The 25291-nt window shown below is 62.6% G+C and carries 22 protein-coding genes and 2 tRNA genes; 8 read left to right on the top strand and 16 right to left on the bottom strand.

Annotation, left to right across the window (positions count from 1 at the left end; translation table 11 throughout):
• Positions 1-2: 2 nt before the first annotated feature.
• Genes KJP30_RS04665 through KJP30_RS04655 form a run of 3 tightly spaced genes read right to left on the bottom strand, consistent with a single transcriptional unit; the run spans position 3 to position 2823 of the window.
• Positions 3-818 carry an NAD-dependent epimerase/dehydratase family protein gene (locus KJP30_RS04665; protein ID WP_218447823.1) on the bottom strand — a complete coding sequence of 272 codons (816 nt, stop codon included), beginning with the start codon at positions 816-818 and terminating at the stop codon, positions 3-5.
• Positions 815-1609, bottom strand: coding sequence for a glycosyltransferase (locus tag KJP30_RS04660; protein ID WP_218447822.1), 795 nt, complete (start codon positions 1607-1609; stop codon positions 815-817). The genes KJP30_RS04665 and KJP30_RS04660 overlap by 4 nt, the downstream gene beginning before the upstream one ends.
• On the bottom strand, positions 1606-2823 hold the full coding sequence (locus KJP30_RS04655; protein ID WP_218447821.1) for an NAD-dependent epimerase/dehydratase family protein: 1218 nt from the start codon (positions 2821-2823) through the stop codon (positions 1606-1608). Before KJP30_RS04655 ends, KJP30_RS04660 begins: the two co-directional genes overlap by 4 nt.
• Before the next feature lie 326 nt (positions 2824-3149).
• Between KJP30_RS04655 and KJP30_RS04650 the strand changes: the two genes are divergently transcribed.
• Positions 3150-4241, top strand: a complete 1092-nt coding sequence (locus KJP30_RS04650) for an alkene reductase (RefSeq protein WP_246594348.1) — start codon at positions 3150-3152, stop codon at positions 4239-4241.
• A 269-nt stretch (positions 4242-4510) separates the two neighbouring features.
• The gene (gene lon / locus KJP30_RS04645; protein ID WP_218447820.1) at positions 4511-6919 is read left to right on the top strand and encodes an endopeptidase La; all 2409 of its coding nucleotides are present in this window, start codon (positions 4511-4513) and stop codon (positions 6917-6919) included.
• A 109-nt stretch (positions 6920-7028) separates the two neighbouring features.
• Here the strand turns inward: lon and KJP30_RS04640 are convergent, their stop codons facing one another.
• Positions 7029-7292, bottom strand: a complete 264-nt coding sequence (locus tag KJP30_RS04640; protein WP_218447819.1) for a hypothetical protein — start codon at positions 7290-7292, stop codon at positions 7029-7031.
• Between the two features lie 292 nt (positions 7293-7584).
• Complete coding sequence (locus KJP30_RS04635) at positions 7585-7776, bottom strand: ferrochelatase (protein ID WP_218447818.1); 192 nt, start codon at positions 7774-7776, stop codon at positions 7585-7587.
• 213 nt (positions 7777-7989) lie between these two features.
• Here KJP30_RS04635 and KJP30_RS04630 point away from each other — a divergent pair.
• The 5 genes from KJP30_RS04630 (at position 7990) to KJP30_RS04610 (ending at position 12247) form a co-directional block, all read left to right on the top strand.
• Positions 7990-8064 (top strand) — tRNA-Val (locus tag KJP30_RS04630).
• A 116-nt stretch (positions 8065-8180) separates the two neighbouring features.
• A tRNA-Val gene (locus KJP30_RS04625) sits at positions 8181-8256 on the top strand.
• 493 nt (positions 8257-8749) lie between these two features.
• Positions 8750-9892, top strand: coding sequence for a hypothetical protein (locus KJP30_RS04620; protein WP_218447817.1), 1143 nt, complete (start codon positions 8750-8752; stop codon positions 9890-9892).
• A gap of 510 nt (positions 9893-10402) precedes the next feature.
• Entirely contained in the window at positions 10403-10798 is a 396-nt protein-coding gene (locus KJP30_RS04615; protein ID WP_218447816.1) for a hypothetical protein, read from the top strand.
• A 99-nt stretch (positions 10799-10897) separates the two neighbouring features.
• A complete protein-coding gene (locus KJP30_RS04610) occupies positions 10898-12247 on the top strand; it encodes a PepSY-associated TM helix domain-containing protein (protein WP_218447815.1) in 1350 nt (449 codons plus the stop codon).
• A gap of 177 nt (positions 12248-12424) precedes the next feature.
• Here the strand turns inward: KJP30_RS04610 and KJP30_RS04605 are convergent, their stop codons facing one another.
• On the bottom strand, positions 12425-13402 hold the full coding sequence (locus KJP30_RS04605) for an alpha/beta hydrolase family protein (RefSeq protein ID WP_218447814.1): 978 nt from the start codon (positions 13400-13402) through the stop codon (positions 12425-12427).
• Between the two features lie 39 nt (positions 13403-13441).
• Positions 13442-13852 carry a helix-turn-helix domain-containing protein gene (locus KJP30_RS04600; RefSeq protein ID WP_218447813.1) on the bottom strand — a complete coding sequence of 137 codons (411 nt, stop codon included), beginning with the start codon at positions 13850-13852 and terminating at the stop codon, positions 13442-13444.
• 68 nt (positions 13853-13920) lie between these two features.
• Here KJP30_RS04600 and KJP30_RS04595 point away from each other — a divergent pair, with 68 nt between their 5' ends.
• Positions 13921-15336, top strand: coding sequence for an MFS transporter (locus KJP30_RS04595; protein WP_218447812.1), 1416 nt, complete (start codon positions 13921-13923; stop codon positions 15334-15336).
• A gap of 205 nt (positions 15337-15541) precedes the next feature.
• On the opposite strand, the gene KJP30_RS04590 is transcribed toward KJP30_RS04595, so the two are convergent.
• The 9 genes from KJP30_RS04590 to KJP30_RS04550 form a co-directional block, all read right to left on the bottom strand.
• Positions 15542-16288: an SDR family oxidoreductase gene (locus tag KJP30_RS04590; protein ID WP_218447811.1), complete on the bottom strand. Its 747-nt coding sequence runs from the start codon at positions 16286-16288 to the stop codon at positions 15542-15544.
• A complete protein-coding gene (locus KJP30_RS04585) occupies positions 16279-17139 on the bottom strand; it encodes a fumarylacetoacetate hydrolase family protein (RefSeq protein ID WP_218447810.1) in 861 nt (286 codons plus the stop codon). Before KJP30_RS04585 ends, KJP30_RS04590 begins: the two co-directional genes overlap by 10 nt.
• Before the next feature lie 12 nt (positions 17140-17151).
• Entirely contained in the window at positions 17152-19497 is a 2346-nt protein-coding gene (locus KJP30_RS04580) for a glycoside hydrolase family 38 N-terminal domain-containing protein (protein ID WP_218447809.1), read from the bottom strand.
• Positions 19498-19503: 6 nt separating this feature from the next.
• Complete coding sequence (locus tag KJP30_RS04575; protein ID WP_218447808.1) at positions 19504-20508, bottom strand: aldose epimerase family protein; 1005 nt, start codon at positions 20506-20508, stop codon at positions 19504-19506.
• 1 nt (position 20509) lies between these two features.
• Positions 20510-21409, bottom strand: coding sequence for an SMP-30/gluconolactonase/LRE family protein (locus KJP30_RS04570; protein ID WP_218447807.1), 900 nt, complete (start codon positions 21407-21409; stop codon positions 20510-20512).
• Positions 21406-22128, bottom strand: coding sequence for a GntR family transcriptional regulator (locus KJP30_RS04565; protein ID WP_218447806.1), 723 nt, complete (start codon positions 22126-22128; stop codon positions 21406-21408). The genes KJP30_RS04570 and KJP30_RS04565 overlap by 4 nt, the downstream gene beginning before the upstream one ends.
• Positions 22129-22138: 10 nt before the next feature.
• The gene (locus tag KJP30_RS04560) at positions 22139-23035 is read right to left on the bottom strand and encodes a carbohydrate ABC transporter permease (RefSeq protein ID WP_218447805.1); all 897 of its coding nucleotides are present in this window, start codon (positions 23033-23035) and stop codon (positions 22139-22141) included.
• A gap of 10 nt (positions 23036-23045) precedes the next feature.
• The gene (locus KJP30_RS04555; RefSeq protein ID WP_218447804.1) at positions 23046-23996 is read right to left on the bottom strand and encodes a carbohydrate ABC transporter permease; all 951 of its coding nucleotides are present in this window, start codon (positions 23994-23996) and stop codon (positions 23046-23048) included.
• A gap of 78 nt (positions 23997-24074) precedes the next feature.
• Entirely contained in the window at positions 24075-25277 is a 1203-nt protein-coding gene (locus KJP30_RS04550) for an ABC transporter substrate-binding protein (protein ID WP_218447803.1), read from the bottom strand.
• Between the last annotated feature and the right edge of the window lie 14 nt (positions 25278-25291).

The following is a 25291-nucleotide window of genomic DNA, read 5'->3' as shown; positions in this document are numbered from 1 at the left end:
GTTCAGGCGAGCATGGCGGGCAGGTCGGCGCGCAGGCGGGACAGGCCGCCGGGGCGCCAGCCCAGTTCGGGAAGCCTTTGGCAGACCAGCGGGTTGGCGATGCGGGGGCTGCGCGGCGGCGGCGCGTGGGGGCAGCCGGTGAGGCGCTGGACCTCGGACAGCAGGTCATGCCGGTCGAGCAGGATGTCGGAGGCATGGAAGGCCCCGGTTGCGTGGCTGTTCAGCAGCAGGCAGGCGGCCTGTGCCAGATCTGCGCCATGCACCTCGGTGCCGCGGCGCGGGGCGATGGGCTGACCTGAAAGATAGTCGGCAAAGAGGCCGCGCCACTTGTGCCGGGGGCCGGGGCCATAGACGCCGGTGGCGCGGAGTGATTGACGGATCAGGGGCAGGTCGCGCAGATGTGCCTCGGCCCGCGCCTTGACCTGTCCATAAAGCGAGGCGGCATGCGGCGCGGTGGCCTCTGTCAGCGGGGTATCGTCGGGCAGCCCGTCGAAGACCGCGCGGGAGGAGAGAAAGAGGATGCGCTTCACGCCTGCCTCTGCGGCAGCGTCGAACAGGCGGCGCGTGCCGTCGAGATTGGCGCGCAGGAAACCGTCGGGATCATCGCCTTCACCGCCGCGATAGCGGCCCGGGACATGGGAAAAGGCGGCGTGGATCAGCGTCTGGATGCCGGTCAGATCCGGTGCGGGGCCGGTCAGATCCCAAATTCGGTGCGGATGATCCGGGACAGGTTTGCGACCCAATGTGGTCACCGGACCGGGCAGGCCCCGCAACAGGAAGGCCCCGATCAATCCGCTGGCACCGGTCAAGCCGATCATGCGGCGCGCGGCAGGGCGGACAGATCCGGCGTACCGCCCCGGGCATAGACCTGCCAAAGGTCGATCAGCGGGCGCAGACGGTCGGCCTTGGCATGGTCCTGCCAGGGCTTTTCATATTGGAAATGCAGGACTTTCACACTGTCCCAGTCCCAAAGGCCGGGCATGTTGAACCAGACATATTGCAGCATGTTACAGGTCACCGGCAGCCCGTGCCAATCGGGGAAGAACGCTTGTAAAAAGGTCTGGTCGGTGCGCCGCCAGAAGGCGCCGGGCACGTCCAGTCGCGCCATCATCGCGTCGAAGGTAGTCCGGGAAGGACGCGCGGTAAAGACGCCGGAATTCATGCGGTGAAAATCCGCAAGGCTTTCGTAGACATTCGGGGCGGCGCAGAACTCGGGGTAGTCGAACAGATTGTCGATATTGCGCAGTACCAGCGTATCGGCATCCAGAAAGACCACGCGGTCATAGTCCAACTGCCAGAGCCGCAGCTTGCAGAAATTGTCCAGCGGCGTGTGAAAGGCCGGTTTTTCACCCTTGGTGAAAGGGGCCGCGCCGTGCAGCGCGGCGCGGGCATGGGCGGCGTTGAAGGCGTCCGAGGTGGGCAACAACTCGGTACTGACCAGCCGCGCACCAAGCGCGGCCAGAGGCGACAGCGCCTCTGCCGGGACACCGCCGGTGTGCAGCACCACCCGGTCGGCGGTTGTGCCGGTCAGGTTAAGAGAGTGCAGCAAAGCCTTGGCACCCAACGCGAAATCCGCGTTGGTTACCAGTGTCACATAGGCGCGTTTCACGAGACCGACCGCAGCGCCTTGCCTTCGGGATCATGGTCCACCTTGGCGGCGATGTCCTTGGTCCATGCCGAAACGGCGGCCACGCGCGACCGGTCGATCCGGTGGGCGTATTTCTTTGCCACGTCGACCACCTCGGACAACAGGCCCTCGGCCAGCGTGATCGGGTTCAGGCCCAGTGCAAGGAACTGGTCATTGTCGACGATCAGGTCGTTTTCGGCCGCTTCCTTGCGCGGGTTGGGCAGGAATTTGACCTCACCGCCGGCCAGATCGGCCACCTTTTGCGCCAGATCGCGGACGCGGTGGGTTTCGGTCATCTGGTTGAAGATCTTGACCCGGTCACCGTGGGCGGGCGCGTCGCCAAGCGCCAGTTCGATGCAGCGCACCGAGTCCTGGATATGGATAAAGGCGCGGGTCTGTCCGCCGGTGCCATGCACGGTCAGCGGATAACCGATCGCGGCCTGAATCAGAAAGCGGTTGAGCACGGTGCCATAGTCGCCGTCATAGTCGAAACGGTTGATCAGTTGTTCATGGCGGCGGGTCTGGTCGGTATGGGTGCCCCAGACGATGCCCTGATGCAGGTCAGTGATCCGCAGGCCGTCGTTCTGGGCGTAGAACTGGAACAGGATCTGATCCAGCGATTTGGTCATGTGATAGACCGAGCCGGGGCGCGTGGGGTAGAGGATCTGCTGGTCGCGCGGCCCCGTGGGCGTGTCGATGGTCACGTCCAGATAGCCTTCGGGGATCGGCGCGCCGACACTGGAATAGCCGTAGACGCCCATGGTCCCGAGGTGGACCAGATGCGCGTCGCAGCCCGACTCGACCATTGCGGCCAAAAGGTTATGCGTGGCGTTGACGTTGTTGTTGACGGTATAGACCTTGTGACGGTCGGATTTCATCGAATAGGGCGCGGCGCGCTGTTCGGCGAAATGGATGATGGCGTCGGGGCGGTATTCGCCCAGCCACTGTTTGAGGCGTTCGTATTCCTTGGCAAGGTCCAGCAGGTGGAAATGGATTGTCTCGCCGCTGGTCTCCTTCCAGATGCGCACCCGCTCCTGGATCGAATCCATCGGCGTCAGCGATTGCACGCCCAGTTCGGTGTCGATCCAGCGGCGCGAGAGATTGTCGAGGATATGCACCTCGTGCCCCTGTGCCGAGAGATGCAGACAGGTGGGCCATCCGACGAAACCGTCGCCGCCAAGGATCGCGATACGCATGGGGTGTTCTCCTCTTGCCTCGTGCCCCTGTGGGGCGCTCCGCCTTCGGGTAGGGGGCGGGGGTGTGAAAGTAAAATGAAAATTTTGCGACGATTGATGCAAGGGGAATGCGGTTTTGTGGCGAAAAACCGCGCATTTTCAGCGTGGTTGTCGTGAATTGATACAGTAATAATTTGGATCTTTGCAGGGTGGTTTTGCCCGCTCCTAAACAATTGTGCATCGACGCACAGCACCTGTCCGCAGATGTTTTTTGGCTGGCGGGGTTGGGCGCGGCCTGCGGCTGCTTATTTGCTGACCTCCAAATGCTGTGGAGCAAGGAGCTCATTATGTCAGCCAGCCTTTTCGACCCCGTCACCGTCGGGGCCATCGACCTCAAGAACCGTATCGTCATGGCCCCGCTGACGCGGAACCGTGCCTTTGACGATGCGCCGTCCGAGATGCATGTCGAGTATTACCGCCAGCGCGCGGGCGCGGGCCTGATCATCACCGAGGCCAGCCAGATTTCACCCGAGGGCAAGGGCTATGCCTGGACGCCGGGCATCTACAATGACACGCAGGTGGCTGCTTGGAAAAAGGTCACCGATGCGGTCCATGCCGAGGGTGGCAAGATCGTGATCCAGCTGTGGCATGTTGGTCGTGTCAGCCATGTGTCCTTGCAGGAGGATGGCAAGGCGCCGGTTGCGCCCTCCGCAATCCATGCCGAAGGTGTGCCAACCTTTGACGGCACGCAGATGGTCGAGGTTTCGCCGCCACGGGCGCTGGAACTGGACGAACTGCCGCGCATCGTCGAAGCCTATCGGCAGGCCACGCTGAACGCCAAGGCGGCCGGTTTCGACGGGGTCGAGGTGCATTCGGCCAATGGCTACCTTCTGGATCAGTTCCTGAAGGATGGCACCAACCACCGGCAGGACGCCTATGGCGGGTCGCTGGAAAACCGCACCCGCCTGCTGGGCGAAGTGCTGGATGCCGTGACCTCCGCCTGGGAGCCGTCGCGCGTGGGTCTGCGGCTGTCGCCCTTCTCGGGGGCAAATGCCGCCGTGGACAGCGATCCGGCGGCGCTGGCCGAATACCTCGTGGATTTCGTTTCGGGGCGCGGACTGGCCTATCTGCACATGATCGAAGGTCAGACCGGCGGACCGCGTGACCTGCCTGAAGGGGCGGATCTGGCCAAGCTGAAGGCGCGCTTTGACGGGGTGTGGATGGGCAACAACGGCTATGACCGTGACCTTGCCAACCAACGCGTGGGCGAGGGGCTGACGGACCTTGTGGCCTTTGGCGTGCCCTTCATCGCCAACCCGGACCTGCCGCGCCGGCTTGAACTTGGGGCCGAGCTGAACACGCCCAAGCGCGAAACCTTCTACGGTGGCGGCGTCGAGGGCTATACCGACTATCCCACGCTGTCGGAAAAGGCCGCCTGAGCGGTTTGCCAATCTTGGTGCGTGCTCCGTCCGCGGGGCACGCGCAAACCCCGGTTGGGACCGCATTTTCAGGGTGGAATCCGTGCGATTGCGCGCAAAGTCACCTTGCGCCCGCCGGGGCGGACCGTCATTCTGCGGTCCATCACGGGCCCGAGACGGCAAGCTTGAATCCTGGCGCGCCGACCCCATCTTTAGCCCTCATGACCGGAGACGGACCAAGGCTGCCGCGAAGCGGGGCAGGGACGTCTTGCCAAGAACAGGACACGAGCATGAAACAACCTCTGAATCCATCTTACCCTGTGCTGCCGCTGCGCGACATTGTCGTGTTCCCGCACATGATCGTGCCGCTCTTTGTGGGGCGCGAAAAGTCGGTGCGCGCACTGGAAGAGGTGATGAACGATGACAAGCAGATCCTGCTTGCGTCGCAAATCGATCCCTCGATCGACGATCCGGACACGGACGGCATCTATCAGGCCGGCGTGCTGGCCAATGTGCTGCAACTGCTGAAACTGCCCGATGGCACCGTCAAGGTGCTGGTCGAGGGTCAGACCCGCGTGCGCATCGAGGAATATATCGAAAACGAGAATTTCTTTGAAGCCAAGGCCGCGTACCTGGACGAAATGCCGGGTGACACCGCCGCTATCGAGGCGTTGGTGCATACGGTCGCCGAAGAATTCGAACGTTACGCGAAGATCAAGAAGAACATTCCCGAAGAAGCCCTGTCCGCCGTGGGCGAGGCCACCGACCCCGCACAGCTTGCGGATCTGGTCGCCGGTCATCTTGGGGTCGAGGTGGAACAGAAGCAGGAGCTTCTGGAAACGCTTTCGATCAGCGAGCGTCTGGAAAAGGTCTATGGCCTGATGCAGGGCGAGCTGTCTGTCTTGCAGGTCGAGAAAAAGATCAAGACCCGCGTCAAGAGCCAGATGGAGAAGACCCAGCGCGAGTATTATCTGAATGAGCAGATGAAAGCCATTCAGAAAGAGCTGGGCGACGGCGAAGACGGCGAAGGCGAAGTTGCCGAGCTGGAAGAGAAAATCGCCGAGACCAAGCTTTCGAAAGAGGCCAAGGAAAAGGCCGAGGCGGAACTCAAGAAGCTGAAGAACATGAGCCCGATGAGCGCCGAGGCCACAGTGGTGCGCAACTACCTTGACTGGATGCTGAGCATTCCGTGGGGGACGAAAAGCCGTGTGAAAAAGGACCTGAACAAGGCGCAGGACATCCTTGATCACGACCACTACAGCCTGGACAAGGTCAAGGAGCGGATCGTCGAATATCTGGCCGTGCAGGCCCGGTCGACCAAGCTCAAGGGCCCGATCCTCTGCCTCGTCGGACCTCCGGGTGTGGGTAAGACCTCTTTGGGCAAATCGGTCGCCAAGGCCACGGGGCGCGAGTTCATCCGCATTTCGCTGGGTGGAGTGCGTGACGAATCCGAGATCCGCGGCCACCGCCGGACCTATATCGGGTCGATGCCGGGCAAGATCATCCAGGCGCTGAAAAAGGCCAAGACCACGAACCCGCTTATCCTGCTCGACGAGATCGACAAGATGGGTCAGGACTTCCGTGGCGACCCGGCCAGCGCGATGCTGGAGGTTCTGGACCCCGAGCAGAACGGGACGTTCGTGGACCACTATCTTGAGGTGGAATACGATCTGTCCAACGTGATGTTCGTGACCACGGCCAACAGCTACAACATGCCCGGGCCGCTTCTGGACCGGATGGAGATCATTTCGCTCTCGGGTTACACCGAGGATGAAAAGATCGAAATCGCCAAGCGGCACCTGCTGGACAAGCAGGTCAAGAACCACGGCCTGAAAAAGACCGAGTTCGCAGTGGGCGATGACGCGTTGACGGATATCGTGCGGTATTACACCCGCGAGGCCGGCGTGCGGAACCTTGAGCGTGAGATTGCCAAGCTGGCGCGGAAAGCCGTGACCAAGATCGTCAAGAAGGAGGAGGAGAAGGTCACTGTCACCTCTGAAAACCTCGACGATTTCCTGGGCGTGCGGAAATTCCGTTACGGTCTGGCCGAGGACGAAAACCAGGTGGGTGTGGTCACCGGTCTGGCTTGGACGTCGGTCGGCGGCGACCTCCTGCACATCGAGGCGCTGAAGCTGCCGGGCAAAGGCCGGATGAAGACCACCGGCAAACTCGGCGACGTGATGAAGGAATCCATCGACGCCGCGTCGAGCTATGTCCGGTCGATTTCGCCCAAGATCGGGGTGAAACCGCCGAAGTTCGACAAGCTGGATATTCACGTCCACGTGCCCGACGGTGCAACGCCCAAGGATGGCCCCTCTGCGGGTCTGGCCATGGTGACTTCGATCGTGTCGGTGCTGACCGGCATCCCGGTCCGCAAGGACATTGCCATGACCGGCGAGGTGTCGCTGCGCGGCAATGCCATGCCGATCGGCGGTCTGAAGGAGAAACTGCTTGCGGCCTTGCGGGGCGGGATCAAGACGGTCCTCATCCCGCAGGAAAACGAAAAGGATCTGGCCGAACTGCCGGACAACGTGAAAGAGGGGCTGGAGATCATCCCCGTCAAACACGTCTCGGAGGTATTGGACATCGCATTGGTGTCCAAGCCGGAACCGGTTGAATGGGACGAAGAGGCCGAGGAAGCGGCAGCCGCCGCAGCTCGCAAGGCCGAGGATTCCGTCGCCGGGGCAACCGCGCACTAAGCGCGGCCTGCCGGGCCGGGGGACGGACTTCCCCATCAGGAAACCAGAAACGCGCGGTGGATAACCACCGCGCGTTTTTTCTGTCGTCGCCGGTCTGGCCGACCTGCGGTCAGTGCAGGTGGTAATACGGATAGTAGTGGTGCCCGCCACCCGAGCTGGCCGCCGCGGCAAGGATCACCACCAGCATCAGCGGAATAAGCAGCGCGGCGCTGGAAGCCGACGCCGAGGCCGCTGCCAGTTCGGCGCTTTGCGACGATACGATCATGTCATCGCGCAATTGGTCCGGGCTCATCCTCGGGACCGGTTTGCTGTCTGCGATGGCGGCGCTTGCCACGGACAGGCAGAGCGCGGTGGTGAGTGCTGTTTTCTTCATCTGATCCCCCGAATTATGAAGTGACCAAGATACCGATTACCCAACCGTCAACCGCCTGATCGGCGGTGATGTTTTCAGTCTGCCCTTGATTGACCTTGGGGCAAGTATCAAATTGCGACACCTGTTTCAGCGCGTCCGGAATGCAACAACCGGATCATGCAGGACAAAGAAAAGGACCCTGCGCATCGCAAGGCCCTTGTCCCCGTTTCGTCGTCCCCGCGTCCCCGGAGATGATGCCCCGCATCCAACTGCGGGAACTGGATGGCCGGGGGCAGATCCCGGCCGGATTGCCTTATTGGCTGGCGGCCACGCCAAAGACCACAATGGTCATCAGCGCGATAAGCATACCGCCGCTGCTGCTGGTCTGCTGCGTCTCTTCGACGACGACCGGCGGTGCGACGTAGGGTGTTTCATAGCTTCCGGCGACGGCCGTGGTGGTCGTCGCGGCGATCAGAAGACTTGCGGCAGCAATTGTCTTTTTCATTTGAGTCTCCAAACCCAGGTGGTGGTTGCCCAAAAATCCTGCATCGGGGATTCGTTGCAAGTCAAGCAACCCGGGGAAAGGCTGTGGTTTTCGCGCCAGACCTGTGATGAAGCTGCCGCTAGGTGAGGGGGCAAAACTTTGTGAAAGAGGGCGATTTTTTGCGTCCCAAGGCTCTTGCACAGGTCGTCACGAGCCGCTAAGAACTCCGCCACCGGGTGATTAGCTCAGTGGTAGAGCGCTTCGTTCACATCGAAGATGTCAGGAGTTCAAATCTCTTATCACCCACCAGATTTTCGGGAACGCGCCGCTGAGAAGGGGCGCGTTTTCACTTCGGGGCGATTGTCGTTCCGGTCAAAACCGGTCTTGCGCGGGGGCATCCCTTTGGGTAAATCCCGCGTCGGTTCGGGTGATTAGCTCAGTTGGTAGAGCGCTTCGTTTACACCGAAGATGTCGGGAGTTCGAGTCTCTCATCACCCACCACTTTCAACGACATAACGGCTGCGGGATACGTTTCGCATCGCCGGTAGATGACACGGTCGCCGCTCCGGCCGGTCGCTGAGGTTGCCTTCATTTCCGCCGGGCCGAACCGCCGGGGGCTTTGGGGTGTGCCCGACTGCCCTGATCCACGCCTGGCCTGATAGGTCGAACCGTTCAAAGAATATGTGCGCGCTCACAGATGTGAGGCGAGACACCCATCAGGCACTCCGGGCAGCCAACACCAAGACCACGGGGCAGACGTTCCGTTGAAGGCTTGGCGGCAGGGCCGAGTTTCACCATCGTCCAAGTCGACGGCATTGGTGCGCCACGTACTTCTCGTGTTCTATAACGACATTTGGGACGATTGTTTCCATTTCCGAAATGACGGGTTGCCGGTCGAAGTTTTCCCAAAAAGACGGCCTGTTCCAATCCGCGCGCCATAAAGCTGCCATATAGCAGTATCAGACACCTATGGCAGTTTCTATTAAACGGTCAGATGATGCGCGAAGATTTTGAAATTAGAAAGATTTACAACGCCCAAGGCCCAAATGCCCTCACCGCGGACGAAAGGGACCGCATTGCGCGGCAAGACCAGGAAGAGTTTCAGGCTCTGGCCTCTGGAGGCTTTGCCCTTGGAAAGCTATTGGGTCCGATCTTTGGTGTGATCCTTTTGATCTCGGTTCTTCCGTTTTTGATAACTTGGGCCATGGCGTTGTTCGGACTGGTCATGTGGGCCTTTTTGTTCGTCCATTTCTTTCGGGCGGGGCCGGCACTGTTCGCATTTCTTGGCTCCGTGGTCATGTTGGCGGGGCTGGGCAATGTGCCGGTGATTAACCTGTGGTTTTACGAGTTCACCCCGATTGAAACCGGAGTTGTTGTCGTCGACGGCCCGCTGTCCTGGATCATCGGTTTTCTTGTTGTCAGCGCCGTTGTCATACCCCTTGGCATTGTCTGGCTGCACAAGAGATGGTCTTTGCAACGTGCATCCGACTGGCATTATCTTGCAATTCAACGTTGGCGCCCGGGAACACCGGTGGGTCGTTGGCTGGCCTTGCCGTTGATTGCGTTGCCGCTTTTGGCGTTCCTGCCGCTGGTGATTTGGCTGGGATTGTTCGGGCAACAGGGCGTTGCGCCAGACATGATTTCGCAGGGTGAGGCTGTGAACCTTGTCCTGACCCAACCCCTTGCCGTCTTGAGCGCCGGCCTTGGGTCTGACCTTCTTTGGCCCGAATTGTTTTGGGCAAAAGCACTGAGGCTGGTTCTGTTTCTTACGATTGCTCCGGCCATGGTTTTTGCTGCGATGGATTGGCGACACCGCTATCTAATCGTTGCGCGCACACATCGCCTGAAGAGGTTTGACGCCACAGATGACCACCTTCAGGAACTTATTCGTTCATGGGCAAGGCATTCAATGTTGCAACACGTAGCAGCGGCGGAAAGAAGCATGAAGATGTCCTACCCGGATTTGCGATTTCCCTACGTGACAACAGAGGTCGCAGGCGAGCCGGCATGGTTGCCGAAATACGAAAACGAAAAAAGCTCGAGGAAAAGGGACATTGCCCGTCTCAAAGCGCATGGCAAGCGTGGCCCTTTTCCGAGTGAATCGCGCGATGCCTTGCGGGAGAAATACTGCCTGTAAACGGAATGCCAGAGAATCGTAACCCGGTACTTCAGCGAACCCGGCTGATGTGCGGCGTTGCGATTTTCTGGCAGGTGTTGCGCTCGGTTACTCCTGTCTGCCGCCCAGCACAACGGTTCCGCAGCAAAGCGTTGCCAGCCCGGCATTGGTCGATGGCGCGGTCATTTCTGGTGGGAGAAGGGCGGGCCAAAAGGACCGGGCCGCCGCAGCAATTCACCTCTGTCTTGGGGTGATCTCCGCGATGGGCGATGCGTCGCTTAACGTCGTGACCCTGCTAAAGCCTGCAATCTCGAAATCCATGATTGTCGGGGTCGGTTGCGCCTGGCCGGGTGCAAACCGGTGACGCCAAGTGTCGCGGACAGCTAACCTCTCTTCCGGCGGTCCTTCTACACGATGCCACCAATGGTTCGTGTGGCGCTGCTGCGCCAAGGCATCGGGGGAATGTAGCAAAGCTTCGTAGTTGGCTGCCCAAGTTCCCTGACGTTGCCCAAGGGCGAAATGTCAGGAGCCATGGAAATTGAACTTTCGCTTGCGTCAAACCCGTGCCAATTGGTCGCCATGCGAAACGGGGCGACCTTTGTGGTGATCTTGGCGCTTGGCGTGCTGATGGCATGGTCGAGCGCCTTTTCTGCTGCACGCATGGCGCCGGATCGCGCGACTGTCCAGCTAGAGAGCTACGCCCTGATTTTTGGAAGCTCGGGTGGCGATCTGTGCGGTCAGGAGGCGGCGCATGATCATCGCTGTCCGCTTTGCCACGGCCTTCCTGAAGCCCCGGCAAGCACTTATGACGGCAAGAGCTTCCTTTTGGTGCCGCATGAGGCGTGGCAGCGCCGCGACGATCTGCACCGTGCGGCGCAGGCCCGTAACCCCTGTCATTCACCGAGAGCGCCCCCGGTCCGGGTCTGACGGTCATCCACCGGCTTTTCGGATCCAATCCTCGGCGACTCTCTGCCCGAGGCGCTTTTCTCATGCCCGGCTGATCGCCGGGCCAATCGGACAATCAAAATGACAGAAACAACTCCGCGCGCTGCCTCGGCAGCGCTCTATCGCGCCGTGTGGCGCTGGCACTTTATCGCCGGGCTGATGATCCTGCCCTTCGTGCTTATCCTTGCGGTCACAGGCGGCATCTATCTCTTCAAGGATGAAATCAACGACACCGCTTATTCCGGGTTGCGCTTGGTCGCCCCTGAAACGTCGCAACTTGCCCCGTCGGTTCTGGTGGCGGCCGCTCTCGACACCCATCCCGGAACGGTAAAGGCCTATACGCCGCCCCCCACCAAGACCCGCAGTGCCGAGGTCGACATTCTTGGTCGCGACGGGCTCAAGAATACGATCTATGTGAACCCTTATACCGGTGAGGTGCTGGGGGCGCTTTGGGACGGTGGTGCGGCCGGCAGCCCGGCCATGTATGTCGTGCGCAAGCTGCATTCTCTGGAATATGTCGGCTGGATTGGCAATCGCCTGATCGAGCTTGCCGCAGGTTGGATGGTCTTGCTGGTTGCCAGCGGCATCTACCTGTGGTGGCCACGGGGCAAGGGTCTTGGCACCGTGACAATCAAGGCCGCGCGCGGACGTCCATGGTGGCGCGACCTGCACGCGGTGACCGGCCTTTACACCGGGTTTTTCATCGTCTTCCTTGCGCTGACGGGCCTGCCTTGGTCCGCCGTCTGGGGCGGCAAGTTCTACGATTACGCCAATGCGTTGGGCCTTGGTATGCCAGATGGCTATTGGTCCGGCTTGCCGCTTTCGACGCAACCGCTGTCCGAGGCAACGGATCGAGCGCCTTGGATCATCGAAAAACAACCGGTGCCGCTTTCCAGTGCCGCAAACGGCGTGCCGCAGACGCTCGATCAGGTCGTTGCAACGGTCGAAGGTCTTGGCATCGTTCCGGGATATTCGGTTTCGATGCCGAAAGGCGCCCAAGGGGTCTTTACCGCATCAGTCTATCCTGACGACATCACCTATGAGCGGGTGATCCATCTGGATCAGTATAGCGGAGCGGTGCTTTACGACGCGGGACTGGCAGATCTCGGCAGGTTGGGCCGCTCGGCCGAATGGGGCATCTCGGTCCACATGGGGCAGGAATGGGGATTGGCGAACCAGATCGTCCTGCTGCTCGCCTGCGTCGCCATGGTCGGGCTGTGCGTCTCTGCCGCAGCGATGTGGTGGAAGCGTCGGCCAGCCGGGGCGGTCGGCGTGCCGACGGTGCCGGCAGACTGGCGCATTCCCCGCACACTGATGTTGATGGCCATTGCAGCGGGTCTGTTCTTTCCGCTGGTTGGCCTTTCGATGCTGGTGCTGGTGGCTGTAGAGGTGGCGATGCTTTGGAAAGAGCGCGAGAGGAAACTGGCCTGAGGATTCACAGGCGCTCGCGATGGCGGGCGCCTGTTTCCCAGTCTTTCAGGGGGCGCAAGGCTTGGGGCAACGGCCACTGGACGTCACGTCGATTGAGCCAAGGTCCATCCTCCCCGACCCGCATAGGCCCAAGCCAAGCCCCTGCAATTATTTTTTGCAGGGGAAGGGGCGGTGTTTTCAAGGATTGAGAAGCGCGCCAATACGCTTGGCAACCTCATCGTGGATGCGCGCGCGCTTTGCGCCATCTGTGTCGCACAGGGCGGCATCGCCACCGTCTTCGGCAAGGATGAATTTGCCCTTGGGGGTGCATAGCGGGAAGGCGTCATAGCCCGATGCGCCTTCGATCACCGCTTGTGGCAGGTCGGTGCCTGCGAATTGCGGGCGGGTCGGAGCACCCAGCCAGACCACCCGAGTATCAGGGGCTAGGTCATTCAGGCTCGGAGCAAGGAAGACCTCCGCATACTCCGGGTCCACGGCAATGGCGGCACTGATCCGGGGATCGCGATGCGGGTTTTCAAGATGCTCCCGGTCAACGCTGGCCAATGCAACGCCTTGCGCCGCGTACCATGCGCAATCCGGGCCGTCTGCGTCAGGTGCGCAGGCTGCCGCAAACATATCGGCATCGAACCTGCCGCCGGTCAGGGCCAGCGCGGCGGTGGCTCCAAGCGCATGTCCCGCCACGGCGATCCGGGTCGGATCTACCAAGGCGGACAGGGTCTGATCCTGTATAATCCGATCAAGCGCGAGCGACACATCCTGCGGCCGCCGCCAAATCTCGTTCACGGCCTGTTCAGCGCTGCCCGGGCGCGGGCCGTTGACTTCGGCCACGATGAACCCCGCTTCGGCCAGTCGCCTGCCCAGCCATGCGCCGGAATCGGCCGCCGATCTCAAGCCTCCATGCGAAAGCAAAAGCAACGGAAGGGTGTCCTGCACGATTTCGGCATCGCGATAGGCGGGCTGCCCGACGAAAACGGCATTTCGACCGATATCTTCCAGCGAACCGCCGTCTTTGGCGGGATACCAGACCGTCACCGACAGGGCGCGCAGATCCTCTCCGGCAGAGGGGGCAATGGTTCGGACGCCGACCAAAGGTTCTGCAAATGCGGGCAAGGCAAAGAAACAAGCCGCGAGGGCCGCGGATACGGATTTCAACATTCCGGCTTTCCTGATTAACAAGATCAACAATCAGGGGTCTTATGCCGGACCTTTGCTGGCAGCGCGAGAGGCGAAGTTCATCAGCCGTCTGAACTTTGGACAGTCCATGTGGCTTGGTTCCGGGCATTCCGCCACGTGCCGCAGCGCGTCGCGCAAGCGTGATAATCCGCGGATCTGCTCATCAAGCGCATCGGCGCGCAGATGCAACTCGGTGCGGGGCAACTGTGGTGTTCCGTCCTTTGCGAACATGCCCTTGATGTCCTGCAAGGAAAACCCCGCCATCTTTCCCAATGAAATCAGGGCGATCTGGGTGGCGGCTTGCGCTTCGAACTGCCGCCGCAAGCCGTGCCGTCCGACCGATTGGATCAATCCGATTTCTTCGTAGTAGCGCAGCGTTGAAGGGGCGAGGCCGCTTTGTTTCGACAGGTCCCCGATATCGAGCAGCTTCATGCTTGACCTCAAGTTGACTTGAAGTGGCAGGCTATCCGCCGCCAGTCATCAACGCAAGAGTCGTTACCATGAACAATACCCCGCCAGAGCGCGCATCGCGCCCAGTCCTGGCAGCGCTTGCTGCCGCTTCCCTGACCGCATCGCTTGGGATCAGCATCGCTTCGGTGTTGCTGCCGACGCTGACCCGCAGCTTTGGCGTCACCGTATCCGAGGCTCAATGGGTCGTTCTGGCCTATCTCATGTCGGTGACTGTCACGATTGTTTCGGCCGGACGGCTAGGAGATCTGTTTGGCCATCGCCGGGTCATGATCTCTGGCCTTGCCCTATTCATAGCGGCCTCGGTCACTAGTGCTGCCGCCCCCAACCTTGGCCTTTTGATCATGGGGCGTGCGCTTCAGGGGGTGGGCGGTGCGATCCTGATTGCGCTGCCGATGTCGGTTGCGCGTGATTTGGTGCCTCCTGGACAGCTTGGTATGGCCATGGGGCTTTTGGGGACCACCTCTGCCGCCGGGACCGCGCTTGGCCCCTCGTTTGGCGGTCTTGTGCTGGCGTGGAGTGACTGGCGAATGGCCTTCTGGTTCCTCGCCGGGTTTGCCGCGCTGGCTTTGGCGCTTGTCTTGCTGGCCGTCTGGCGGGACGGATCGCGGCCACGGGCAGGGCTCAGATCGCTGGACATCCCGGGGACCGCCGTTCTGATCGTGGCGCTTTTGACCTATTCCCTTGCGACCAGCGGAGGGGCCACGGGCGTTCCGCTGTCACCGGGCGTGCTGATGGCGGTCGCATTGACTGCGACCGTGCTTTTCGTTGCCGTCGAACGCCACGCAAGCGCGCCGCTTGTTCCGATGGCGGTGCTGTTGGACAGAAGGACGGCGGCGGGTTTTGTCATGAACATCCTTGTTGGAACCGTCATGATGGCGACGCTGGTCGTGGGACCATTCTACTTGACGTTCTCTCTTGGTCTGGGCGAAGCCGTGGTCGGAATGGTTCTGGCCGTCGGGCCGGTTGTGGGGGCGCTATTCGGGGTGCCCGCCGGTCGTTTGACGGATCGCTACGGAGCGCGGCGCGTGATGCTTGGCGGGTTGGCGCAGACTGTGCTGGGGCTTGTCTGCCTTGCCTTCTTGCCGCGCCTGTTCGGTGTTGGCGGCTATGTCGTTGCGCTGACCGTGTTGACGCCCGCCTTTCAGATGTTCCTTGCCGCCAACAATACCGCCGTCATGGCAGGTGCGTCGAAAGAGCAGCGCGGACGCCTGTCCGGTTTGCTGGGGCTGTCCCGCAATCTTGGCCTGATGACGGGCGCTTCGTCGATGTCCACCTTCTTCGTGGTTGTCATGGGGACCGGAGATGCGGCGGACGCGCGGATCGTTGATGTGTCCATGGCCTTTTCGGCAACATTTGTGGCCGCCGCAGTTTTGGCCATGATCGCCTTTGGTGTCGGTTTGTGGAGCGGTCAAACGACCCGGCAAGCGAAGCGAAAACTGTCGTGACCCGGGAAGGCGCGCGCCCGGACGGCGCTTTGGGTGTGGTAGACCGCTTTGGTTTTTCCACGACCATCGGAACCCGTTTGTTCGATATCCGCGTCCAGCCCGTGGATGAACCGTGAAAACAGGCGGTTTTTGAAGGGGCGGGTTATCGAAGCACCAGCTTTGTTCCCCGGCGCGCGCGGCCAGAGTGCCACGCGCGCCAAAGGCATCAGATGGTAAGCCCGCCGTCGATGCAAAGCGCCTGACCGGTCATCAATGCGGCTTCGTCCGAGGCAAGATAGGCGCACAACCCCGCGATCTCGGCCGCCGTGCCAAGGCGTCCTGTCGGTTGCCGGTCGAGGAAAAAGCGCCACGCTTCTTCCTCGCTGCCGAATTTCTTGGCCAGTTCGGCAATGCGCGCCCGCAGCGACGGGCTGTCCACCGTACCGGGGCAGACAGCGTTGCAACGGATGCCGGAGGACAGGTAGTCGCAGGCCACCGATTTCGTCAGCCCGATCACGCCGGCCTTCATCGTTCCATAGGCGGCCCGGTTGGGCAGGCCCTTGACCGAAGAGACAACCGAGGCGATCGCCGTGATGCTGCCGCCGTGCTGTACCATGCGCGGCAAGGCCGACTGGATCACGTGATAAGCGCTGTCCAGTGTGATCGCGCTGCTCTTGCGCCATTCGTCGGGCGGGCAGTCGGTCAGGTTGCCTTGGTGCACATAGCCCACCGCATGCACCAGCAGGTCGATCCTTGGCAGAGCGGACATATAGGCCGCCACGGCCTGTGCATCGGTGGCGTCCAGCGCCGCGGTTTGCATTTCTTCGGCATCGGCCAGCAGCGCCGCGTTCAGGTCGCTGGCGTGGACCTCGGCCCCTTCGGCGGCGAAACGTTCGGCCACGGCGCGCCCGATGCCCTGACCGGCGGCGGTCACCACCGCGATCTTGCCTTGCAGGCGTTTGCTCAGATCCATGAGAACTCCTCCGCGGGGATTACCTGTTGGGCCTGCCGGCCCAGCCCGTGAATGGCCAGTTCCATCCGGTCTCCCGGATCAAGGTAGCGTGGCGGCGTCTGGCCCATGCCGACCCCCGGAGGGGTGCCGGTACAGATCAGATCGCCCGGTTCCAGCAGGCAGAATTGCGACAGGTAAGAGATGATCCGCGCGACGCCAAAGATCATCGTCTCGGTGGAACCGGATTGCATCACCGCACCGTTCACCTTCATCTGCATCGACAGGGCACCGGGATCGGCGATCTCGTCCGGTGTCACCAGCCATGGACCGGTGGGGCAGAAATTCGGATAGCCCTTGCCCTTGGACCATTGGCCGCCGCGGTCCAGTTGCCATTCCCGTTCGCTGATGTCGTTCACGGTGCAATAACCCGCGACGTGATCCATCGCCTCGGTTTCGGTGATTTCCAGCGCAGGCTTGCCGATCACCACGCCCAGTTCGACTTCCCAGTCCAGCTTGCTGCTATGGGCGGCTTTCGGCACCGGGTCGAAAGGGCCGCAGACGGTCGAGGACGGCTTGGTAAAGAGGATCGGTTCGGCGGGGATGGGCATCCCGGCTTCGGCGGCGTGGTCCGAATAGTTCAGCCCGATGCACCAGACATTGTGTGGCCGGGCAATGGGCGCGCCGATGCGGGTGTTTTCCATGTCGATCGCGGGCAGCGCGGCCAGATCCGCGCCGGCCAGAACCGCCCCCAGAGAGGGCAGCGTGCCGGGGCCGAAATCGCTGACAAGGGACGAGACGTCGCGCGCCTGCCCATCGGCATCAAGCACGGCGGGTCGTTCCGCGCCCTTGGGGCCCAGTCGTAGCAGTTTCATGGTGAGGTCTCCTTAGGGTCGGGTGGGCCAGAAATCCGGCACGGGGCCTTCGCTGGCACAGGGGGCGCGGACAATGACCGGGGTGGCCGTCATGGCCTCCAGCGTGTCCAGCGTGGTGTCATGAGAGCAAAGCCCAAGCGTCAGGCGGAAGGGGGCCGGGTCATGCACGTGACTGGGGAAATTCGTGTCCCAATGGGTATTGATCGCCCAAAAGACACCGCCATCGGGCCGCGCGGGCGCCTTGTGCGGGCTGCGCGTGGCGGGACCGCCGGGCTGAAACAGCGGCGTGTCGGGTGTGGCCAGCGCTATCGCACGTCCGTCGGCGGCGTCCAGCGCTACGCCGCGCTGCGCCGATTGCCAGCGCAGGCAGGACGAGGTGACGTGCCCCGTCAGCGTGTCGACCATGCCGCCACCGGTGTCGATGCGCGATCCCTGTGTAAAGCCCGCGAAATCCACCGGCCAGTTGATCGAAAAGGCGCGGGACACGCCGGTCGCGCTTTGCTGTGCCACAAGGCGCGGCCATGGCGCGCCGTGGGGCAGGGTCCATGTGGCGGCAATGTGTATGCCGCAGGCAAAATCAAACGTGACCGGCAGGTGCCCGCCCGAGGCATCGACAAAGCCTTTGCCCGGGGTGACGGTGATGCTGTCCTCTTCCCAGAGATCCTGTTCTTCCCATCCCATCGGCAGGCCCGACCGTTCCCAGTAAGGCGCCCGAAAGATCTGTCGGCGGGTGAAACCCCTGCGCAGCAGGTGCACCGAGGGTGCGAGCGTCGGGCCATCTATCAGTTGGGTGCCGCTTGCCTTGTCCAGCCAGCCGGTCAGGGCACCGCTTGCGGCATCAAGCTCAAGGCGCGCATGGGGCGTGTCGATCCGCGTGGCGCTGACGGTCGTACCGCCGGTTTCGGCAAGTGTCGGGCGGATCACGATGGCGGCGCGCGGCGGCAGTTCTGCCCGCAGTCGGTGTTGGCCATCGGGGGCACCCGGTTGCAGTTTGTCGGTCCAGCCGTCCTCACCAAAGCCGGGGAAATAGGCATTGGTGCCATGCCCCTGCGGGATCGAGATCTGCGGACCCGCGCCCCGGTCAAAGGGCACCGGCCAGTCGACGGACATGGGCAGATCCGTCGGATTGGCCACCAGATAGCTTTGCGCGTCCGGCAGAGCGTCGCCGGAGGTCGCGCCAAAACCGGCATCGCCTTCGACCGGTGACGCCAACCGTGCGCGCGACGCCGTGGCCGTCAGGCGTTGCGCCAAGGCAAAGGCGCGGTAGGCGTGGTTCGATTTCACAGTGCGTTGCATGGTGGTGAACAGCGACTCCGGCGCTGTGGCCGAACTATGCGCCCCCCATGTGTGTTCGTCGTATAGCGCCAGCGCCTCGACCAGCGCCTCGAATTCCGGCCTGGCATCGCCGCCAAGCGCCTCGATCACCGGCAACAGTCGTTCTGCGCTGCGGGCGGCAGCGGTTTCCAGCGGCGTCGACGCCTCGCCATCGGACCAGCTATCCATCCATTCACCGGATTGTTCGGGCAGGGCCTCTGCCTTTGCGTGCAATCGCTGTGCGAGGTCGTCCAGCGTCACGATTTCCATCTGGATCTCGTTCTTGGCGTTCCAGTCGGCCACGGCCCCGCTTAGTCCTTGGTCGGGAAAGACATTGTCGCCATTGGCGGTATTGGTGACGGTCAGCGTGGTGAAGTCAAAGGGCCAAGCGGGGCTGGCACTGTGCCGGTCCAGCACCTCTTGCAAGTCGGCCAGCATCTGCTGCCCGCTGCGGGCCAGCATCAGATAGCCGCCGCCGATGCCGTAGTGTTCGGCCTGCGCCACCAGCATTCGCCCGCCGGAACGGTTCTTCCACCACCACGCCGAGGGCACCCGGTCACCCCAATAGCCGCGATGCGGGTTTTGTTGGGTCAACAGGAAATCCACGCCGCGTGCGGTCAGAAGGTCATTCCAGAACCAAGCCAGCCCGTTCACGTCGCACTGCATGGCCGAACGGATCCGGATGCCGAAATCGTCGCGCAGGCTGTCGATGTCCTTCAGCGTCTGTGCGGCCAGTGCGGGGGACACCAGCGGCGTCCAGTGCCAGCGCAGCGCGCCAACGGCGATGCGCCCCTGTTCATGCAGGGCGCGAAACCTGTCCACATTGCGAGAGGAGGTGTTGCGCAGGAAATCAAGCGTGGTCCCGGTGACCTCGCAGCTCCATTTGACCTGAGCGCCCGGCGGCGCGTCTGCGGTTTCCTCGCAAAGGTCCAGCGCCTTGGCAAGAATGTCGCGATGGTGCAGGCGCAGAACGTCGGCGTGGTCGGTATAGCCCAGATCCGTGTGGGTCTGGTGCAGGATCTGGATCTTGCGGATAGGGGGCATGGGGCCTCAGATCTCGGCGATGCCGATACGGTAGGTGGTGGTGAAAGGCGTGTCGGGCGACAGGTCCAGCGCGGTGGCGTGACCGGCGCGGGCAATCGGGTTGTCCGGGGCGCAACCCACATCGGGGCCAAGGTCGAAGGCCCCACGCAACGGTTCGATCCCAAGGCCAAGGAACCGTCCGTTCCACGGGTAGGCGCTGCGCCCCCGGTTCGAAAGCCAGAGCAGCGTCGAGGGGAAGACCTCGGCGTCGTAGTCCAGCGTGGCGCGGTAGGCTTCGGCATGGTTGGTCAGTTCGACCCGGCCAAGGGTGCCGCAAAGCTGCACCAGCTCCTCGGTGTCCACGGGCAAGGGCAACCGGTTCAGCGCCAGCGGGCCGCCTTTGGCCGGGGCCTTTTCCAGTGTGGCAAAGACGGCGTCGGGGCGCAGCCGCGAGACGCCGCGTTCGACCGGCAGCGGAAAGCTGCGCGCCTCGGCAAAGGGGCCGGGATTCAGGTCTGCCGCGCCCGGTTCGTCCGGCAGGCGAAAGACCGGGTGCAGCGCAATGGGTGCGGCGACGGCGCGGCGTGCGTGGATCGACAGCGAAATCTCGATGGCGGGCGCACCGGCGACGCCGGCAATGCGCCGTTCCAGCCGGGCAATCGGGTGATCCGCGGGATAGTCGATGGCCAGCGATACCGCGCCATCCTCTTGTCCGGTCACGGTCCAGTCATGGTGCGCGCCAAAGCCGTGGAAATCCTCGCCCACCGGCGACGATTTGGCGGGGCGCCACCGGGACGGCAGATCTGCCGGGGCGTCCGGCGCGCCGAAAGGGACACAGGGCCATTCGCCGCGCAGTCGTTTCATCAGGCCAGGCAGGGCGTCATGGTCGGCAGTGTCATCGTCGCCCCATGGTGCCGTGACCAACGGCGCGATCTCGCGTCCGTCGGGCAGGGTCAGAACCGGCGTGACCATGCTGCCCAACAGCTGCACTTGGGCGCGGCCCCGGTCCCAAAAAATCGTCACCTCTGGCATGTCAGGCTCCGAACAGGGGGCTTGGGCAACCGGCCACACCCACGTCCAGCGCCAGCAGCGCGCCTTGTTCCGGGCGGGACAGGGCGCTGGCGTCCAGCTGGTTGGTGGCGGTCGTCACGTAGAGCGTGCGCAGCCCCTCGCCGCCAAAGGCGCAGGCGGTGATATTGGTGGCGGGCAGCGGCACCCGGCGGTCCAGAGACCCGTCCGGCGCAAAGCGCAGCAGGCAGCCCCCGGCATAGCGGGCGTTCCAGACATGGCCTTCGGCGTCGATGCAAGACCCGTCCGGGAAACCGTCCTGCTGCGTCACGGCAAAGGGGGTGACGGCCAGCGGACCATTGTTGGGCCATGGCGCGCGATACAGCGCCTGCGCCAGCGTGTCGGCAAAGATCACATGGCCGCGTGGCTCGTCCCAGACCAGCGTGTTTGTGATGCCAAAGCGGTGATCGGTCAGCCGCGTCACGCTGCCGTCCGGGGCGACACGATGAAAAGCGCCCGAGTTTCGATCCATGTCCCGCATGGTGCCCGAGACGTCAAAGTTGCTTTGCATGGTGCCGACCCAGAACGACCCGTCGGGCGCAACCGCGCCTTCGTTCAGGCGGTTGCCGTCGGGTTCGTCCTCGATCCGGGCAAAAGGCGTGAACCGGTCGGTGCCGATCTGCCAAAGCGAAACGCCCCCGGCAAAGGCGACAATCGCGGTGCCCTTGTCCCGGCAAAGGCCGAGGGCGGTGGGGAAATCCGGCGCTGCCGTGACGGTCAGCGCGTCATCGCGCAGGGTCAGGATGGCCTTACCCAGAATATCGACCCAATGCAGCGCTCCGGTGCGCGGGTCGTAGACCGGGCTTTCACCCACAACCGTCCGGTGCGGGCAGGCGATGCGGATTTGCGGCATGGGGTGGCTCATGCGGGATCGTCATTGTCAAAGAGTTCGGGGGCCTGTGCCACGGTTTCTTCGAGGTGGTCGGTGATGCGGCGCAGGTGTTGACGCATGGCGGTTTCGGCCCGTTGCTTGTCCCCGGCGTCGATGGCATCGACGATGGCCTCGTGCTGGGCGATCAGCGGCGGCAGGGACCGGACGGTTTCAAGCTCGGCATGGCGGGCGCGGTCCAGTTGAGATCGGCTTTGTTGCAGGCTTTCCCAGATCCCGGTCACGCCGCTTTGATCGCAGATCCGGCGGTGGAATTTCTGGTCGCTGTCGAAAAAGCGGGCAATGTCCCCCACGTCGACATAGGCGCGTTGCAGGGTCAGTTCATTGCGCAATTCGGTGAGGAAATCGCTGGTGCGGCGGTCGATGGCGCGCCGCAGGGTTTCGACCTCGACCGCCTCGCGGATCAACTGGGCCTGACGGACCATCGCGACGGAAATCCGTGTCACCACGGAGCCGCGCTGTGGATAGATTTCCACAAGCGATTGCGTGGACAGCCGCAACAGCGCTTCGCGTACCGGCTGACGGCTGACCCCGAAATGGTTGCAGAGGTTGGCCTCGGACAACGAGGTGCCCGGTGCAAGGCGGCCCGAGATGATCTCGCGTCGCAGGTGATCATGGACCTGCTGCGAGGCCGGGCGCCCGGTTTCGAGGGCGAAACTGCCAAGGGCTACGGGTTTGCTTTTGGGGGCGGGCATGGGCGTCTCCTCAAAGTCCCTTGGCCTGGAAGCCTTGCATGAAATGTTTTCGCAGCGCGAAGAAAAGCACCACGGTCGGGATCGAGGCCAGCAGCGAGGCCGCCATGACCACCGTCTGCGAGGACTTCGCATATGCGCCCTGAAAGACTTGCAGCGTCGACATGACCGAGCGGACCTCGGCGCTTTGGGTCAGGACGGTGGAAAAGATCAGGTCGTTCCAGATCCATGTGAATTGCAGCAGGAACAGCGCGACGAAAGGACCGGCGCAATTGGGCAGCACAATCGAAAAGAACAGGCGCAGTTCCGAACAGCCGTCCATGCGCGCGGCCTCGTCCATCTCGGTCGACATCTGGCTGAGAAAGCTTTTCATCACCAGCACGGGGAAGGGAATGCAGATCGCGGTATAGAACAGGATCATCCCAAAGCGCGTGTCCAGAAGCCCCAGCTTGAGATAGGAAAAGAACAGCGGGATCAAGTACATCTGGAACGGAAATACAGTGCCGGAAAACAGCAGCATGAACCAGAAGGTGCGGCCGCGGAACTGGAACCGTGACAGGCCATGGGCGGCCATGGTGGCGATAAAGACAGCCAGAACCGCGCCCACCGTGCCATAAAGCATCGAATTCATCAGCCCGTAGCCCATCTTGGCCGTGGTCCAGGCTTCGGACAGGTTTGCCCAAAGCGGCCAGATCCCGTCAGGCAGCGCCAGCGGCGGCTTGGCGGCGTATTCCTCGGGTGACTTCAGAACCGAGACCACGAGATAGTAGAAGGGTGCCAGCCACAGGAGGCTGAGCAGGATCATCAGCGCGGCAACGGCGCGGTTCGGGCTGTGCTGGCGGCGTTCGCGGCGGGCGATGGCGTCATAGTCCAGCGCCTTGAGGTCGATCGACGTGTCGGTGGCAGTCATGTCCGGATCCTCACTTGGTCAGACGTTCGATGCGGTCTTGCAGGATCACCTGCGCCCAGGTGACGCTGAGCACCACAAGGCCCAGGATCACCGCGATGGCAGAGGCATAGGCCCAGGACGATTTCTCGAAGGCTTCGACATACATGTAGACGGTCAGCGACAGCGTGCGCTTGCCCGGATAATCCTTGGCCATGACCCAGATGTGGTCAAAGACGGTAAAGCCGGCCAGCACGGAAAGGATGACCACGACAAGGATCGTCGGCAGCAGCAGGGGCAGCGTCACGTGGCGGAAGGTCTGCCAGGCGGTCGCGCCCTCGACGGCGGCGGCCTCCAGCGGGTCAGAGGGTAGGGCGGCCAGCCCCAGCAGCAGCAACACCATGGCAAGGCCCACGGTCTGCCACAGGTAGGCCACGACAACCGATCCGGTCACGGTGGCATCATCGTAAAGCCAGCCGATATCGACGGGCTGGGACGAGAACAGCCCAAGCACCGCGTTCAGCATCCCGTCGGGTGCATAGACATAGAACCAAAGGACGCCGATGGCCGTCGGGGCCAGAACGCGCGGCAGGAAAAAGATGCTCTTGGCAACTTCCTCGAACCGTTGGCCGCGCAGCAGCACCGCGATGAACAGGCCCAGCGCCACCGGCAGCACCAATGAGACGATGACCCAGATAAAGGTGTTCTGCACCGCGGTTTCGAAATTGGGATTGGCAAAGAGCCGTTCATATTGCCCGAACCCTGCCCATTCATCGAAACCCCGAAACTTGCGCCATTTGGTGAAGCTGATCCAGATGTTGTAGAACACCGGATACAGCAACATGCCCCCGACAAGGAGCAGCGCCGGTGACATGAAGGCCAGCGCGGTCCAGCGACTGCGGCGCTGGTGGCGGCGGTCGGCCTTTTCGATGGCGGCAAGATCGACGCGGGCCAGTTCGGCCTCTGTCATGTTGTGGCGGGGCATGGCTGCTCTCCTGCGCGGAGGAAGAAAATCAGGTCCCGGATCCGGCCGGGGAGACGGGCCGGATCCGGGGAGGAGACGTCAGTACTGATCGTCCCAATAGGCTTGGTTGAAGGCCTGCATGTTCTGCATGACCTCGGTCGCCTTTTCGGCGGTCGGGTTCAGCATGAAGGCAGAGAGTTCGGCCACCAGATCGCCCTGCAGGTCCGAAGGCACCGCCTCCCACCAGCGGTTGCGGGCGAGATGACCGCCCGCCGCCATGTCGGCCGACACTTCTTGTACGATGCCGTTGGGGGCCTTGGCCTTGAGGTTCCCGTTGAAGATGCTCTGCACCTCGGCCCATTTGTTGGCGCCATCGACAGAGGCCCAGCATTCATAGGCGGCGCGGGCTTCGGCGTCGTCCCATGCGTCGTTCGAGATCAGGATCGGCGCGCCCTCGACGATGACCTGCGCGGGCAGCCCGGCATCGGCGTTTGGCGTGATGAAGACGCCCAGATCCTTGCCGATGGTCATGCCGTTGTCGACCAGCGTGCCAGCGGCCCATTCGCCCATCAGGTACATGGCTGCCTTGCCGCGGGCAAAGTCCTCGGCCTCTTCCGTGGATCTCGGGTCGGTGAAATAGCCCTTGGCGTACATGTCGACCCATGTGTCGAACACGGCCTGCACTTCGGGGCCGTCATAGGGGACAGAGCCATCATGCAGGCCTTTGTAGGCCTCCGGGTTCTGCCGGATCATGATCTCGGAGAACCAGATGAACCCGCGCCAACCGTCCTGCACGGTGGCTTCGAACGGGGTGTGCCCCGCGGCCTTGAGCTTTTCTGCGGCTTCCATCAGTTCGGCCCAGCTCTGCGGTTCGGACTCGATCCCGGCCTCGGCGAACATCTCGGTGTTGTAGAACATCACCCAACGCGCCAGCAGCATCGGCAGGGCGTAGGTCTTGCCATCCACGGTGAACAGGTCACGGGTCCCGGCGGCATATTCGCCACTGGCGATCTTGGCGTCCCAGATCTCGTCCACGGGGGCGGCAAGGCCAGAAGACACGATGTCGGTCAGCGCGTTGCCGGTCCACCATGTAAAGATTTGCGGCGGCTTGCCCGCGCTCATGGTGGATTGCAGGTAGGCCTTGTACTGGTCGGTCACATAGCCGGTGTGGTCAAAGCCACAGGTCTCGGCCATCTGGTCCAGACCATCGCGCCAGAAATCCTTGTCATGGGCCATGTCCTGCGCCAGCGCGGGCGCAGCGGCCAAAGCCAGCGCGGCGGTGGTCAAACGTGTCAGTTTCATTGGGTGGTCTCCTC

It is taken from the genome of Antarctobacter sediminis (assembly GCF_019218285.1).
GTDB lineage: Bacteria > Pseudomonadota > Alphaproteobacteria > Rhodobacterales > Rhodobacteraceae > Antarctobacter > Antarctobacter sediminis.
This window is presented reverse-complemented; position numbering and strand designations above follow the sequence as displayed.

Bases quoted from the DNA above. Each gene is read 5' to 3' on its own strand.
- KJP30_RS04565 (WP_218447806.1), bottom strand. From the start codon at position 22,128: ATGCCCGCCCCCAAAAGCAAACCCGTAGCCCTTGGCAGTTTCGCCCTC.
- KJP30_RS04640 (WP_218447819.1), bottom strand. From the start codon at position 7,292: ATGAAGAAAACAGCACTCACCACCGCGCTCTGCCTGTCCGTGGCAAGC.
- KJP30_RS04595 (WP_218447812.1), top strand. From the start codon at position 13,921: ATGAACAATACCCCGCCAGAGCGCGCATCGCGCCCAGTCCTGGCAGCG.
- KJP30_RS04655 (WP_218447821.1), bottom strand. From the start codon at position 2,823: ATGCGTATCGCGATCCTTGGCGGCGACGGTTTCGTCGGATGGCCCACC.
- KJP30_RS04560 (WP_218447805.1), bottom strand. From the start codon at position 23,035: ATGACTGCCACCGACACGTCGATCGACCTCAAGGCGCTGGACTATGAC.
- KJP30_RS04650 (WP_246594348.1), top strand. From the start codon at position 3,150: ATGTCAGCCAGCCTTTTCGACCCCGTCACCGTCGGGGCCATCGACCTC.
- KJP30_RS04590 (WP_218447811.1), bottom strand. From the start codon at position 16,288: ATGGATCTGAGCAAACGCCTGCAAGGCAAGATCGCGGTGGTGACCGCC.
- KJP30_RS04615 (WP_218447816.1), top strand. From the start codon at position 10,403: ATGGAAATTGAACTTTCGCTTGCGTCAAACCCGTGCCAATTGGTCGCC.
- KJP30_RS04575 (WP_218447808.1), bottom strand. From the start codon at position 20,508: ATGCCAGAGGTGACGATTTTTTGGGACCGGGGCCGCGCCCAAGTGCAG.
- KJP30_RS04550 (WP_218447803.1), bottom strand. From the start codon at position 25,277: ATGAAACTGACACGTTTGACCACCGCCGCGCTGGCTTTGGCCGCTGCG.
- KJP30_RS04620 (WP_218447817.1), top strand. From the start codon at position 8,750: ATGATGCGCGAAGATTTTGAAATTAGAAAGATTTACAACGCCCAAGGC.
- KJP30_RS04610 (WP_218447815.1), top strand. From the start codon at position 10,898: ATGACAGAAACAACTCCGCGCGCTGCCTCGGCAGCGCTCTATCGCGCC.
- KJP30_RS04605 (WP_218447814.1), bottom strand. From the start codon at position 13,402: ATGTTGAAATCCGTATCCGCGGCCCTCGCGGCTTGTTTCTTTGCCTTG.
- KJP30_RS04570 (WP_218447807.1), bottom strand. From the start codon at position 21,409: ATGAGCCACCCCATGCCGCAAATCCGCATCGCCTGCCCGCACCGGACG.
- KJP30_RS04600 (WP_218447813.1), bottom strand. From the start codon at position 13,852: ATGAAGCTGCTCGATATCGGGGACCTGTCGAAACAAAGCGGCCTCGCC.
- KJP30_RS04665 (WP_218447823.1), bottom strand. From the start codon at position 818: ATGATCGGCTTGACCGGTGCCAGCGGATTGATCGGGGCCTTCCTGTTG.
- KJP30_RS04580 (WP_218447809.1), bottom strand. From the start codon at position 19,497: ATGCCCCCTATCCGCAAGATCCAGATCCTGCACCAGACCCACACGGAT.
- lon (WP_218447820.1), top strand. From the start codon at position 4,511: ATGAAACAACCTCTGAATCCATCTTACCCTGTGCTGCCGCTGCGCGAC.
- KJP30_RS04555 (WP_218447804.1), bottom strand. From the start codon at position 23,996: ATGCCCCGCCACAACATGACAGAGGCCGAACTGGCCCGCGTCGATCTT.
- KJP30_RS04585 (WP_218447810.1), bottom strand. From the start codon at position 17,139: ATGAAACTGCTACGACTGGGCCCCAAGGGCGCGGAACGACCCGCCGTG.
- KJP30_RS04635 (WP_218447818.1), bottom strand. From the start codon at position 7,776: ATGAAAAAGACAATTGCTGCCGCAAGTCTTCTGATCGCCGCGACGACC.